Genomic DNA, 14,913 nt, shown 5'->3' on the forward strand with positions numbered 1-14,913 from the left:
ACAAATGTCCGATTGGTATTTCGTTCTAATTCCTTCCCCTTACATAAAAGATAAAGTCTATAACTTAGGTTGGTTTCAGAAACAGGATCTAAAATTTACAGACGTAAAATAAATTGGTTCAAACTATAAATTTTATATTAAGATAAATTCGACAGTTGAAAATTTGGGCGAATCCCGCCAATGGTTTGTAAAAGAAAAATTAAACGGAACAGGCGGGACCGGGCTCTTTAGCTCTGGTCAATAAATTGCATACAGGAAACATAATACAACAATCGTCTTTAGATTCAATTTATTGACCCTAAAACGCTTTAATAAAAAGCGTTTTGCTGAGTTCAAACGCGACCCTGCAGAGCGACCCAGAAAACTCAGCGAATGCCTCTCTAAGGATCGGCATTCAGGGAGTGATGCATTGAGTTTCAGGAGAGCGTTTTACTTTAGTTCATTCATCGATCCCTTTCGCGTTACGCCCTGCTCACGTTATTTAAGAAAAACTTAGAAATTCTTTTAAATACTAAAAAATTTGTAGAGATTTTTACCAAAGACTAAAATCTGCAATGCCGATGAACTTTTTCAGCACAATTCGCGGACTCCCATTTTTGATCGATTATTCCGGATTAAAAATTCCAAAACAAACACAGATAACTGAAACTAGTTTGGATTTATCCGGTTCCGTTTCTTTGAGAACTAAGATTTTAGAAAATCCAGGAAACACAAAAAAACCAGTGATTTATCTACAACACGGAATGAGTTTTAAAGGAATCGATGACGTTCGAATTTTAGCTTTGGGAAACAATTTAGCCAATCGAGGATTTAGAGTTTATCTCCCGGAACTTACGGAAGTAAAAAATCTTTTAATCCGTTCGGAAACGATTTCAAACATACGAGCCTCATTTCTTAAAATTCATTCTTTGGAAAAATGTCCGGTCTCGTATCTTTCCGCAAGTTTTTCCGCTGGAATGGGATTTGTAGCCTTGGCAGATTCCGAATGCCAAAAAGTTTTAAATTCAGTGCTTTTGATCGGAAGTTATTCTGATTTCGTAAAAACGTTACCTTTCGTATTAAAAAATTATGAAATCGAAAGTTACGCCGTAAACGTGATGATGTATAACTACATTCATTTGATTCGTTCTGAGCCCGAAGGTTTAAAAAAATATTTTTTAGAATCCGCTTTGGACAATGGACTTTCTAGAGAAGATGACGAGTTGAAAGGGCCAAAAGTTTTTTTAGATTTGAATGAAGAAGATAAGAATTTCTTAAACAGATTTTTGGAAAGTTCCGATTTTAGAAATCAATTGGCGCTTGAAATTAAATCTATTGTTCCGGAAACATTTGCGAAAGAAACTTCTCCTGCATTTTTTACGGATCGTTTTTACAGGCCTTGTTTTTTACTACACGGAGACGATGATTCGGTGATTTCCCCTCAAGAATCCAAAGATCTTAGAAACTTACTTTTGAAGAATGGAAATCAAAAGATTTACTTTTTAGAAACGAGTCTGCTTACACACGGGGATCATAGACCGTTTTATTCGGGTTTAAATGAAATTTTACCTATGGCAAAGTTTTGGGGAGAGTATTTAAATTCGGTAGATCTTCTACTTTAAATGTGGATTTTTAGCCCGTTTTTCGTCTTAGCTTAGTTAGCTCCTATTTTAGATTCTTCTCTTTTTCCAGAATGTTTTCTGTTGGAAAAGTGATAAAATTTTAAGTATAAAATAGAAATGAAGTTTGTTGTTTCTTAGGTGGGTTTCTTTTTTTAGTATAAAATTTCAGTTTTGGGACGGATATATAAGTAAAAAATAAGTTTCATTTCAACGGAACAATATATATTACATTTGAGTTTCCGATTTCTCGAGAAATAAGAATAAGATACTTAGTTTATGACTGAAAGATTGAAATACAATGAATGCGAACGAGAAGCCTATGAATACACCTACGCCAGAATCTCAAATTTCTCCCGTTTCCATTGACTCTGCGATTACAATTGTGGTGTCTCAGGATAAACTTTCCGCAATAATTACCGTCAGACCTTACAATCTCAAAGGGGAAACCTTATCCAAAGAGAAACTTTGGAGTGTTATCGAAGATTGGGGAATCCATAGGGATCGGGTTTTAAACGATGAGATTCGAAAAATTTTAAATTTATTAGAAAGAGCGGCACAGAAGGGGGATTTTACTCCTATTAAAACGGAGATTGCAAAGGGTGTGGCTCCGGTTCCAGGAGAAAACGGTTGGGTTCGTTTTTATCATCCAATGTCTAAACGAGTCAAGTTGTTGGAAGATGGTAGGGCTGATTTTAGAAATATAGATCGTTATATCAATGTGAAAGTAGGCGAAAAACTCGCCACTAAATTTGAGGGGATTCCAGGGGTTCCAGGTTTTGACGTATTTGGAAATATCATTCCGGCGCCTTCGATTAAAAAACCGAAACTTGTAGTTGGAAATCATATCGAAGAGAGAAACGTTCTAGAAGAAGGTAAAAATCTTCAGGAATATTTCGCTACGAGTAACGGAGTTATCTTTGCAACGGAAGTATCTATCACCGTATCTCCTGAATTGCAGATTGCCGGAAATGTAGGACTTTCTACAGGAAACATTCAGTTTGATGGAAACGTAATCGTTCGGGGAGACGTCGAGCCCGGTTCCATTGTAGAATGTACCGGTTCGCTTATAGTTTATGGAAATTTAGAAAGTAATCAAATCAAGGTAGGACAGGATCTAATTGTTCATGGAGGAATTAAGGGTTCGGGTGGTACTGAAATCATTTTGGTTACTGGACAAATTCAGACTAAGTTTATAGAAAACGCTTATTTGGAAACGGAAGGAGATATAATTGTAGAAGGTGCGATTTTAAATTCTACGATCGATACCTTGGGTTCCATCATTTTGAACGGACAGAATGGGAATTTGGTTTCGAGTAAAATTAGAACCAACGAAGGTATTTCAGCCGTTTCTTTAGGTTCCGGCGCGGAATTGGATGTTATTGTGGAATTGGGTTTTCATTTTAAGAACGATCGTTCTTTTCAAGAAATCAGTAGAAAGATCCAAATGGGGGAAAAAGAAATGGAAAAAATTCTCCCTAAGATCCAACAGATCAAACACATGGTTCAACGTTTTAGAGGAAATCTTCCCGAAGATAAAAAAACCGCATTTAAAATTGTATTTGAAGACTATAACAAAAAATTAAAGATTTTGAATATGCTAAAATTCAAACAAGACAGTTTGAAAAGTTCTCGTTTTAATTCGGGTGCGGTAAGGCTTGCGGTTCAAAAAGGGGCGTATCCGGGCGCCGTAATTCATTACAGAAGACAGATAGAAAAGATCACTAAGTTTCAGTCTTCTTTTATGATGGTATTTGAACCAGGTCAGGAAAAAGCGGTTATGGTCGCTCTTCAAACGAAATAGTTTTCTAATTTGGTAAATTTAAGATCAACTACTCGGAACTATAAAATAAAGTGACTAGTATTTTACACTTCAATAATGTAGATTCAGTTTAAGAAAGATTGGACAAATCCAGAGTTGCCACGGATAAAGTTATACTGCGCTTTCAACTCCAGTCAATAAATTGCATAAAAGAAACGTAATATAATATTTCGTCTTGAATTATAATATAGAACGCGATCTGTTGAGCGCCATAACCAACCTCACAAGTATTTGGATCTCAATATTAAATCTGTGGGAATTACGACAAATCCTCTGTAAAACTGAGTTCCCACCCCACAACGCGATTCATAGAGAGCGTTGTGCTTTAGTTTTCCCTATTTTTGGGTGGCAACTCAATGAATTGCTTCCCATGGGTCGCAATTCAGGTGGAGAAGTTCGGAAAATTTTTCTCTATTAGAAAAACATACTTTTTGCAAGTAAAAAGACTCATTCTTGTCGGAGCACTTGAATAATGTGCGTTTTTTATCCTAAAACGCGACCCTTAGGAAAGCGTTTTGCTGAGTTCAATTTTGATTCTAAAATCTTCTTCAACTTGTGGGGTTGGTTATGATAGAGAGCGTTTACACCTCAATCGTTTTCGCATTGGATTTATATCTAAAACGTTTAGTTAATGTGAGCAGGGCGTAAGGAACTTTTCTAAAAAAGTTGTGATCTTGATTTCTGGAATGTGGGAACTACCACAAACCACGATTTTACGAACAAATTCTAAAAGTAAAAATTCCTACATTCATTTTTTATGGAAAAATCAGATTTTTATAAAACATTCTTAAATCGAGTTCACATTATCTATTGGATAAACCTTTCTAGAATCAAAAGAATTATCGTCCAAGCCGATTAAAGAATCAAATCACCGATTGGGAACAAATAACATCGAGTATGGCGACTTTCTAAAGGTAATATTGGTTTGCCGTTTTTAATTTTAAAGTTTTTGAATGTATTTGAAAAAGGTAATTTTACAGTCAAAAAAATCCATTGTCACGGTCTATTTTTGTAAGAAAACTGTGTGTTTGGTTTTATGCTTTAAAAAAATGAAATATTATAATATAAAAATTAACCGGTATTTCTTGCGGTAAAATTCTGAAAATTTCACAGTAAAATATAAGTTTGGTTTCGCAGAAACTTTATAAAAGAGTAATATAAAAATTAGATCGATTGAAAAAACTTCTTTAGATTTTCTTCTGTAACTGGAGAAACAATTCCTTTTTCTGTAATGATACCAGTGATGAGAGAAGCCGGGGTTACGTCAAAGGATGGATTGAGAGCCTTCATTCCTTTGGGAGCGATCACACCTTCATTTAAAAGTGGTTTTCCATCCGAGTCTTTTAAAAAACTGAACGAAGTGATTTCTTCTTCCTTTCTCATTTCGATCGGAATATAACTACCGTTTGGGATTTCAAAATCCATACTTTTAGCGGTAGCGGCTACGTAAAAAGGAACTCCGTGGTGTTTGGCTACGATTGCCAAAGGATAGGTTCCGATTTTGTTGGCCGTGTCGCCATTAGAAGCGATTCTATCCGCACCGACAATGACTGCGTCTATCTTTCTAGAAGACATGACCCAACCGGCCATATTGTCCGTGATCAGAAAAGATTGAATTTTTTCTTCTTGTAATTCCCAAGCAGTAAGACGGGCTCCTTGTAAATAAGGTCTGGTTTCGTCAGCAAAAACGGTAAGAGAGTGTCCCGCGTCTCTAAGAGATCGTATAACGCCTAACGCGGTTCCGTGTCCTGCAGTAGCCAGTGCTCCTGTATTACAGTGTGTGATTATGTTTAAGGAAGAAGGTTGTTTCGGAAAAAGAGAAAGGGCGTATTTAGAAAGTCTCAGATTGTTTTCTAAATCTTCTTGAAGCATAAATAACGCCAATTCTTCTGCGCCTTTTTGTATTTCTTCCAAACTAAAAAAAGAATAGTTGGATTCCGGAAAACGGGAAGAGAATTCCTCGATGGCCAGTCTTAAATTGACCGCGGTAGGTCTGGATTCTAAAAGTTCGGAAAGTTTTAATTTGAGTTCAGAGAAAGGCGGTTTTGAAATAAGACTATTCCAATACAAAGAGATACCAAAAGCACCTGTGATTGCAATTGCGGGAGCTCCTCTAACTACCATTTCTCGGATCGCAAAGATACAGTCTTCTAAGGTTTTTGCCGTAATGTATGAAGTGGTTCCCGGAAGAACTCTTTGATCTAAAAGTATAAGTTCTTTGTTTTTCCAAAGAATTGGTTTTAGTCCTGATTCCTGCATTTTTTTCTTTCCGACTCTAAAGGTTGAGGCACGATTTTTCGATTTAAAGAATGTGATTGAAAAATCATTCTCCTTCTCCCGGAGAATGTGGAAACCCGGGGCAAATTTGCCCCGGATTAGCCTTGCTTGACTCTCTGACCACAATTCGTATTCTATCCAATATGGCAAAAAGAAAATACCGAAACGGAATATCTCTTTTCGGTTATTCCATTTTTCATCCGATCAATTTAATTTTAATTATAAACGTTCTCGTTTATATCCTTCAACTTTTTGCTGGCGGGACCGGAATTATAGAATATTATTTTGCGTTAACTCCTTTTAGAGTATTTCACGGACATTATTGGCAGATTTTTTCATACGGATTTTTACACGAGGCATACGGAATTCCGTTTATACATCTATTTTTCAATATGTACGTCTTTGTGATGTTCGGCGGTTTGATTTGTAGATATGTTTCGGCGTGGAAGTTTACGGTTGTATATCTTACTGCTGTTTTGACCGGAGGAATTACGGTATTACTCGCGCCGGTTCTAAATGAAGCATTAGGAATCCATTATCCTATGGATCTATTTCAGACCACGACGTTAGGAGCGAGCGGCGGAGTGACTGGGATACTTGTTTTATTCGGAATCTTATTTCCTGAGACGGAAGTGTTTCTCGTTTTTTTTAGAATGAAGGCGCGTTATGCGGCTTGGATTTTTGTAGGCGGTGGTTTTGTGGCTGATTTCGTTGCGGTTTATTATTTCCATTCTCCTTTTGTAGTAAGCAATTCCTGTCATTTAGGAGGAGCGATCGGTGCGACTCTTGTGGCTCCATTGATTTTAAAAAACAATTCCGGAAAGATTTTTCCTAAAAAGAAAGATTTGGAGAATACTGTATCTAAATCTACTCGTTCTGTAAGCGAAGATTTGGATTTTCAGACTCAAAAAAATCTGAAATTGTTAGACGAACTTTCCAAAAAAACTTCTTATTCCGACCAGGAAGATATACTGATTCCATTACAACAAACGAATGTAAATTTATGTCCTCCCCCCACTTTTCAACCCGAAGATACTTTTTGTCTTCGTTGTGATTGGCTTCCTAATTGTGCTTTAAGAAAATTGAAAATAAATTCAGAGAAAATCCGCTAATCGACCATTTTCAAATTCTAATTTTTTTTATTAGAGTTGTTGAAAAATTAATTCTTGATCTGTTTGTATTGGATTGAAATGGACAATTGAAGCAATTTTACGAATCTTCACTATGGAATTTTTCAACAACTTTATTCCAATGGATCCTTGATTATAAATAAACACTTAAGAGATGAGAATCTTTTTTTGAATTGGAATGAAAAATGGTTTTTTCCCTGAAAATTCGTCTTATAAAATAATAGTAATCGTGGGTGTACTTATACCTTCCGATAAGAAAATTGAAAGATGAATTTAAAGATAGGGTTTTGATCGTGACTCAAAATAAGAAAAGCGCTTTATTCGATATTTTAAAACGTGAAAAATTGGAAAAGATGATGAAGAGGAATTCCTCTTCTGAACAATCACAGGAGAATGAAAAACCTCAGACTTCTGAGAATGTTCCTGAAAAATCTTCAACGGAAAAAAAGGAATCGCAGATTTCTAAAATTTATAAAGCCATAGAAGACGTTAAGTTAGACATTCGGTACTATTTTTTACAGGACGAATACGTTGAAAAATTGGCTTCGATTTATATTAAAAACGAGGGTCCTCTAGAAAAATTAGGAATCGATCCTAAAAAATATTTAGAATATGCAAGAGATAGTTTTGATCGATACAAACAACTCGATAAAAAAATGCCTTTAGAACCTATGAATAAAAAATCCTGGGATCACGTCGAAAAAAGTTTGAACGAGTTGATTACAAAACTACTGGAAAAATTCTCTAAATAAAATTTTTACACCAAACTTCCATTAGTTAAAGCTAAACAAAAAGAGATTCGTTTTGTAGTCTAATTTTCTGCAAAAAATTTTCTTATGTCGAAAGGTTAAAGACGGTAAACTGTAAGTTTTTCTGTTCTTCTTTGGAAAACGATTAAAGATTAATATTTTAGAGAATTATAATATTCTTGAATTTCTGTTTTTGGAAAATTTAGTTTTGTTATTTGCGTATTCGATATTTAACATCCCGTATTTCGATTGGCAGCGACTGGAACTATAAAAAAGTCGTTTATCTTTTCGGATGAAATGTATAAATATTCGTTGGAAACGTTATAGTGGTCTTTTAAGTCAAAGATAAAATCTAATTCTCCGTCTCCATCAATATCCCCTGCAAAAACTAAAATAGGTTTTTCGGTTCTGTAAACGAGTGAATCAATGATCATTTCTTTTTCGTTTTTACGAAGGATTAATTGATAGTCGTTTATTCCAGAGGATTGAACCGGTTTACCTTTTGAAGTAATCCTGTAACTGTCCTTTCTAAAAGTAAAATTATAGGACTTACCAAATTCTAATTCTAACGGAACTTTTTTAGAAATAGCTGGAAAATTACCTTTTTTGAAAGTAATTCCTTTGATGAGTATGATCGGATTGTCTATTGCATTGACCTTATAACCGGTTTTTATTTTTTCATTCTCGTCTACTACCGCATCGTATTCCCTTTTTAGATCGATTGAGATTTGTTTTCTAAGATAACCTTCTTGTTGTAAGTAAATTGCAATCCAATCGGTTGGATCCGATGGAGAAAATGGTAATTCTTTTTCGTGATAAGAAATTGGATGAGCAAAAAATATCTTGGGTATACATCTTATTAAACCGCCGAAGATCCATCCTTCGGATATTTTTACCCAATTGCTTTGAACTTTACGATTTCGTATTTTAGTTTCTTCTAAAGTAGAAGACCTTTCTAAAATTTCTAAAGGAGTGGATTGTTTGATGATGTGTACTTTTTTTCCGGATAGACTTGGAGAATCTCTTACTATCACTTCTGGGTAAGAAGTAAAACAGGATTTTGTTTCTTGGGAGCCTAAGCCACTTCCTATTAAAAATAATAGGAATCCGATGGAGGAAAAATAATATTTTATGTTTAAATTGAAAGTCATTTGAAATGATACTTAACTTAGAGATAAAAGGTCGTTATGTGGAATGTGCGTAGCTAAAATTTGCAATTTTATAAAGGTTCGTTTTTTACAAAAATGGAATGTAGCGCTCATACAAAAAATTTATAGCGGCGAAAAAGTAGTGAATCTCAATGATTTGTGGAAAATTTCATACTTTCATTTGAAACTTAGAATGTTCAATCTCACAAGTAATTGACAATTAAAAAATTAAACTGTTTTTACAAATCGGATATAAAAAATATTCCTGAGGGTTTGAGTTTAGAGCGTGATCTAACAAAGGCCTATCTATGAAACACTGAGTTCTCGCCTCAATTGTTTTTACATTGATTACATCGAATTCACGTTAAAGGAATGAATCATATTTCTTTTTTGTTTCTTTCTTTGTAAATAAAGGAAGAAACAGACCAACTAAATGCGTCAGCGCTGACGCATTTAGTTTCAATCCGCTTCCTTTACGAACAAAGGAAGAAACTTGGAATTACGAAAACAAGATCAAATTTCCCACGAGTTTCAATCCGCTTCCTTTGCGAACAAAGGAAGAAACAATGGTCCCGCGGCGCATTAATTTTTCCTCAATATGTTTCAATCCGCTTCCTTTGCGAACAAAGGAAGAAACAGCGGCTCAAAAGCCCCGCAAAGATGTATAAGAAAAAGGTTAATAGCATTTTCTAGACATAATAATTGCGAATCTGTATGTGCCATACTGAATAAACGTTAAGCGAAACCATTCAATCGCCAAACGACGTGTATACGTTTGGGTGCGAAAGTCCCCTGTAAAATCGGGAGAAACGGGTTCGCAAAAGCGTTTTATTATAGAATAATCGGATTTTAAAGGTCAATAATATAACAAAAATAAACTATTCTTAAATATCTAAAGAGACGTAATATTTGGTTTTGAATCATTGTAATATAACGTGAGTTTGGCGTAAGGAACTTATGATTCTAAAAAGTTGGAATTTGAACTTTACAGATCGATTCCTTAAATGTGGGAACTCTCACAAATCAAGATATTACAAACAATTCCTAAAATTGTAGGAACTCATACTTTTATGAAAATATTTACTCAGCCGAACTCACGTAATTTGTAAAAGATTGTTTTTATCCTTCATCTTGAAAAAATGGGAGTCTTACCATCCAGCAAACAAAAACGATGAGAACTTTGATTTTAAATAACGTGAGTTCGACGTAAGAAAATTGGGGCGAATAATAAACTCAGGTGCAACGAGGGTCGTCGTCGCAGCATAATAATCGCTTTCGCATTTGTTACGCCCTGCTCACGTTAAATAGTTTCTATAAAATTAATGTATTATAGGACATAAGAAAAACGAAAAGAAAGTCCAATCAATCTTGACGAAGAATGAATTCAGAAACGGCAAATAACGTCTGCGGATGGAGAAAGGATATTGAGAGAATGGAAAGATATTAAAAACGTATTTATTATATATTTTGAAAATGTTTCTATCCAATAAAACTGAGTATCATAAAACGCTGATTAAGCGAAAAATTAGGGTATGAATCTTTTTTAGAAAAGCTAATAAATTGGGATATATACTACTCGGACGTATGAAAAGAAAATTGTAATAAGTTTGTTTCAAAAATTAGAATGCAAAATCTTTTTCAAAAAAACAACAATTTTAGATTCGGCACAATTTTGTGAGGGCTTCTATGTCTTTGTAAAAATTGCCCGGGCACCATTGTCCGGATAATAATTTAGTAGTAGGAACGTTATGATAGTCTTTATTTGAATTCATGAAAAAACAATTGACGACTAAAAAAACAGATAGATTTTAATTGTCGATGTCGGAGAAGGAAAAAGTTCTTATGAAAATACTTTGTTTGTTATTATTGAATTTCTGTTTTTGTGTAACTATAATTGCAAAGGAAAAGGGCTTGGTAAGGACAAAACGAAATTCAATTCCAAACCGGCTTATCGATTACAGAAAATTTCAAAATATAGTCAATTCTTCTGCAGAAGAAAGAGAGGTAAAACGTCTCACGGAAGAGGATTTCTTAAAAATGATTCAAGATGAGGAAGTAGTTCTTTTAGATGCTCGAAGTGAGTCTCGTTACAAGTTGAGACATATTAAAGGTGCGATCAGTCTTCCATTTACGGAATTTACGAAGGAATCTCTTTCGAAAATAATTCCCAAGATGAATTCTAAAATTCTAATATACTGTAATAATAATTTTACAGGAAGTCCGGAAGCGTTCGCCTCTAAAGCGCCTGCGGCTTCTCTTAACTTATCCACGTTCATTTCTTTGAAAGCTTATGGATATAAAAATATTTATGAACTAGGTCCGTTGTTGAGCGTTGATTCTACAAAACTTACCTTTGAAGGAACTGAAGTTCAATGATTTTTAATGATTCGAAAAATGGTAGAAATTTGCAAAAGATTGTATATATCATTTTCATTTTATTAGGTTTTTTTTGTAAACTTCCATTGAAACCAGGAGAATATACCGATTTAGAAGAAGCATTTAAAAATCCTAAGGATGTGTTGGTTTTAAGATATAGAGATAACGAAGACAATCCACTGAAAACACTTCCAAAGGAAATTGGAAACTTAAAAAATTTAAAAGAATTATCTTTAAGCACAAACGAAATTACAACTCTACCTTCTGAAATAGGAAATTTAAAAAACTTACAGGTGTTGTCTTTAAATGTAAACAGACTTGAAACAATTCCTAAAGAAATAGGAAATTTAAAAAACCTAAAAGAACTGTCAATAGGATTGAACAAACTGAAAACACTTCCCAAAGAAATTGGAAATTTAAAAAATTTAAAAGAATTATATTTAAGCAGAAATCAACTCAAAGTATTACCGCAAGAAATCTGGAACTTAAAAAAACTACAGCGTATGCATTTAAGTACAAATGAACTCACAAAACTCCCACAAGAAATTAAAAACTTGGAAGGTTTAATAGAAATTTATTTATATGATAATCAGTTTACAACACTTCCCAAAGAGATAGGCAATTTGAAAAATTTAAAAGAATTATATTTAAGCAGAAATCAACTTATATCGCTACCATCTGAAATAGGAAATTTAAAAAATTTAAAAGAATTATATTTAGAAGAAAACCAACTTACTAAGTTACCAAAACAAATCGCAGCCTTAAAAAAACTCTCAAGACTTAGTTTAGAAGGAAACCAATTTCCCTCGGAAGAAAAAGAAAGAATCAAACGTCTTTTGCCTAAGTGTAACATTTCTTTTTAAATTTGGTTTTTCGAATTTTGTGCTGAGTGGTGTTCTTAGAACAAAATTTGTAATAGAGTTGTTGAAAAATTCCATAGTGGTGATTAACAAAACTGCTTCAATTGCCGATTTGCATAAAATAGAAACAGATGGAGAATTAATTTTTCAACAACTCTAATAGTAAAAATACATTAATGAGAATTAATAAAAATCCGTAATTTTTTTTAAAACGAATAAAAATATTGAATGGATTGTTACTGTTAATTTGAACTATGAGACGATCACAGCTTAAAAACCTGGATACTTATTTTAACGTGAGTTCGATATAACTCGAAAGGGATCGATGAATGAACTAAAGCACAACGCTTTCCTCAAACTCAAGTGCAACGGCTCCCTACGGATCGCAGCATAATAATCGCTTTCGCATTTGTTACGCTCTGCTCACATTATTTTATGGTAATTGATGTTTGTAGAAGATTTTTTCTGATTTATTTACATTAAATCCACTTTGTCTTAGTGATGAATCTATAAAATAGATATTTTATAGAAATTTAATATAATGAATCCGAATTTTCTGCCTAAAACTTTTTTCAATAAAAAAGCCGCAATTACTTGCGGCTTTTGTAATTTAGAAAATTCTAAAATTAGAATTAACTGAAAAATCTTTTATTTGCTTCTTCCGGAATGGAAATTCCGGTCAATTTGGCCTTTTGCAAAATTTCCCAAAAATATCTATAAGTCGCGCGATCGTGAAGATCTCCCGCGTATTGGATCGGTCCCCATTCTGCGTTTTGTGCTTGAATTAGAATTTCCGCAGAGGTTTGAACTTCGCTATAATCCGGAGCCATTGCATCTAAAATCGCCTGAATCTGAGTCGGATAAATAGACCACATCCTCAAAAAACCAAAATCGTCATGGGCGCGTTTTGCGTCTTTATACGTTTGGTATTGATTTTTAAGATCTAAAGTTACGTTATGAGCAGGAATCACTCCGTTTGCAAGAGCCGCCGCCACTAAGTTGGCTTTTCCTCTTCTTAAAAGTTCGTGTTCAAATTGTCCGGGACTTTTCATACAAGAAGCTGGAATGGCTCCGTGGTGACCCGAAATAAAATCCATCAAACCGAAATCAAGAACTTGTAACCAAGGAAGAGCGGCGATCTTTTCCACTTCTTGAAGCGCTCCGTTGGTTTCGATCAAAACGTGAATCGGAATTTCTCTTTTGATTCCTGCTTTTTGAACTGCTTTTTGAATATAGGTGATCATTTCTTCCACCTGAGCCGCGCGGGTAGGTTTTGGAATTGTGATATACGCTATTTTTTCTCCTGCACCTGGAACGATGATATCTACGTCTTGTTTCCAGAAGGAGTTTGTATAATCATGGATTCTTACTCCACTCATTTTATGTTTGTTGAGTTCACTGTTTTGGAGTCGAACGATTAATTCCGCGTGTTCTTTTTCTTTTCCGGTTTGTGCGCCGTCTTCACAGTCCATCGTGATGTCGAAAAGACCGCCTAGTTTGTTTTGAAGTTCGAGTGCTTTTGTAATTAACTTTTCGGAACCTGCAAAGTGTTCGCAGGCAGGAATGATCGGGAAGGGCTTTTCTCCTTCGAAGAGCGCTTCTCTTGGATGAGTCAATTTAGACATGGAAAGTACCTTTAATTCTGATTTGTTTCAACTTCACATCGCTCGGATGAAAACGTGTGAGCCCGCAAGCGAAGTTGCAAAGTATTTAACTAAATACAGATTTCGGAAATGCGGGACTATGTAAATCGATTTTCAGTAGGTCAAGCTTCGAGTAGTTTTAGAATGACTGCTTTCTGAGCGTCTAAACGATTTTCCGCCTGTTGAAAAATGATAGATCTAGGACCTAGTACAACTTCTCTTGTGATTTCGTAACCCGCATGGATGGGCATATCGTGCATGACTTTCGCGTTTGTTTTTTCTAACAAAGAAGAATTGATCTGGTAGGGCATCATAAGTTCCATTCTTTGTTTCTTTTTATCCGCATAGGAAGGATCATTAAAAAATTCCATATCCAACCAAGTGTCCGTATAGACGTAGTCTGCGTTTTGAATCGCTTTTTCTAGATTCTCTTCCCAAGAGAGAGTTCCTTTGGATTTAGCTCTTTCCACGGTTTGAGAATGAATATTTTCTTTTTCTGCAATGGGTGTAACTAGTGTAAGGTGAACTCCAAGCGCCGAAGTGATTCCGATGAGAGAATTGACTACGTTGTTATGAACTCCTACATAAGTCAGCCGGATTTGATTCAGAGGAATTTCCGGTTTATCAAGTGCGATCGTCATAATATCTGCGAGAGACTGGCAAGGATGAAACATATTGTCGCAGCCGTTGATCAATGGAACCTGAGAACCGTTTTTCATCGTAAGAAGGTCCTCGTGTTTTTTAAGACGGGCCATAATGACCGAAACGTTTCTAGAAAGGTATCTTGCTTCTAAATCAATATCGGAAAGTTGAAAGTTAGACGCCATCCAATCCAGATAAATTCCGTGACCTCCCATTTCTGTCATAGCCACTTCGAAAGAAACCCTGGTTCTTGTAGAAGTTTTTTGAAATAACATAGCCAAGGATCGTCCGCTCAGATGGCCCGCGTAGTTCACTCTATTTTTTTTTACGTGAATTGCAAAGTCTAGTAAATCCAGGATTTCTGAATCCGACCAATCTTCCCAGGAAATCAGATGTTTTACGTTGTTTTCGGACATAGGATCTAATGTACAGAAAACAGAATGGAAGTTGTTTCGTAAATGAAAAAGGAATGAAAAATACAGGACTTAACCAGTTCCATTTTTAGGGTTCTTATAATGAGTAAAGATCTATTGAGTAAACCACCTAAAAATTCCCTATTGAATTTTGATCGTTTTCATCCTATTTTTTGAAGGATTAGGACTTTTTTATTTTATAAAAGTGTTTTGTGTTTGGGTAAGTGACACTTTATATGAACTTGGGTCATTTCA

General features: G+C 34.8%; 10 protein-coding genes. 6 read left to right on the plus strand and 4 right to left on the minus strand.

Annotation, left to right across the window (positions count from 1 at the left end; translation table 11 throughout):
- The first annotated feature begins 554 nt into the window (after positions 1-554).
- Entirely contained in the window at positions 555-1,601 is a 1,047-nt protein-coding gene (locus tag LEP1GSC049_RS223850) for an alpha/beta hydrolase family protein (protein ID WP_016560387.1), read from the plus strand.
- A 298-nt stretch (positions 1,602-1,899) separates the two neighbouring features.
- Complete coding sequence (locus LEP1GSC049_RS223845; protein ID WP_004759415.1) at positions 1,900-3,402, plus strand: DUF342 domain-containing protein; 1,503 nt, start codon at positions 1,900-1,902, stop codon at positions 3,400-3,402.
- A 1,182-nt stretch (positions 3,403-4,584) separates the two neighbouring features.
- On the opposite strand, the gene mtnA is transcribed toward LEP1GSC049_RS223845, so the two are convergent.
- A complete protein-coding gene (mtnA, locus tag LEP1GSC049_RS223840) occupies positions 4,585-5,679 on the minus strand; it encodes an S-methyl-5-thioribose-1-phosphate isomerase (protein ID WP_004755340.1) in 1,095 nt (364 codons plus the stop codon).
- A 56-nt stretch (positions 5,680-5,735) separates the two neighbouring features.
- On the opposite strand from mtnA, the gene LEP1GSC049_RS223835 reads away from it, so the two are divergent.
- Both LEP1GSC049_RS223835 and LEP1GSC049_RS223830 read left to right on the plus strand, forming a co-directional pair.
- Complete coding sequence (locus LEP1GSC049_RS223835; protein WP_004777311.1) at positions 5,736-6,809, plus strand: rhomboid family intramembrane serine protease; 1,074 nt, start codon at positions 5,736-5,738, stop codon at positions 6,807-6,809.
- A 311-nt stretch (positions 6,810-7,120) separates the two neighbouring features.
- Complete coding sequence (locus LEP1GSC049_RS223830; RefSeq protein WP_025177813.1) at positions 7,121-7,579, plus strand: LIC11177 family protein; 459 nt, start codon at positions 7,121-7,123, stop codon at positions 7,577-7,579.
- Between the two features lie 227 nt (positions 7,580-7,806).
- Here LEP1GSC049_RS223830 and LEP1GSC049_RS223825 read toward each other — a convergent pair whose 3' ends face one another.
- Complete coding sequence (locus LEP1GSC049_RS223825; protein ID WP_016560418.1) at positions 7,807-8,727, minus strand: SH3 domain-containing protein; 921 nt, start codon at positions 8,725-8,727, stop codon at positions 7,807-7,809.
- A 1,839-nt stretch (positions 8,728-10,566) separates the two neighbouring features.
- Here LEP1GSC049_RS223825 and LEP1GSC049_RS223820 point away from each other — a divergent pair.
- Together LEP1GSC049_RS223820 and LEP1GSC049_RS223815 are read left to right on the plus strand one after the other, a co-directional pair.
- Positions 10,567-11,100 (plus strand): rhodanese-like domain-containing protein, encoded by a 534-nt coding sequence (locus LEP1GSC049_RS223820; protein ID WP_025183321.1) that lies wholly within the window; start codon positions 10,567-10,569, stop codon positions 11,098-11,100.
- A complete protein-coding gene (locus LEP1GSC049_RS223815; RefSeq protein WP_016560475.1) occupies positions 11,097-11,963 on the plus strand; it encodes a leucine-rich repeat domain-containing protein in 867 nt (288 codons plus the stop codon). The genes LEP1GSC049_RS223820 and LEP1GSC049_RS223815 overlap by 4 nt, the downstream gene beginning before the upstream one ends.
- Before the next feature lie 629 nt (positions 11,964-12,592).
- Here LEP1GSC049_RS223815 and LEP1GSC049_RS223810 read toward each other — a convergent pair.
- The gene (locus LEP1GSC049_RS223810) at positions 12,593-13,585 is read right to left on the minus strand and encodes an HpcH/HpaI aldolase/citrate lyase family protein (RefSeq protein ID WP_004754013.1); all 993 of its coding nucleotides are present in this window, start codon (positions 13,583-13,585) and stop codon (positions 12,593-12,595) included.
- Between the two features lie 140 nt (positions 13,586-13,725).
- The gene (locus tag LEP1GSC049_RS223805) at positions 13,726-14,661 is read right to left on the minus strand and encodes an ornithine carbamoyltransferase (protein ID WP_004755411.1); all 936 of its coding nucleotides are present in this window, start codon (positions 14,659-14,661) and stop codon (positions 13,726-13,728) included.
- Positions 14,662-14,913: the final 252 nt, after the last annotated feature.

Source organism: Leptospira kirschneri serovar Cynopteri str. 3522 CT (assembly GCF_000243695.2).
GTDB classification, from domain to species: domain Bacteria; phylum Spirochaetota; class Leptospiria; order Leptospirales; family Leptospiraceae; genus Leptospira; species Leptospira kirschneri.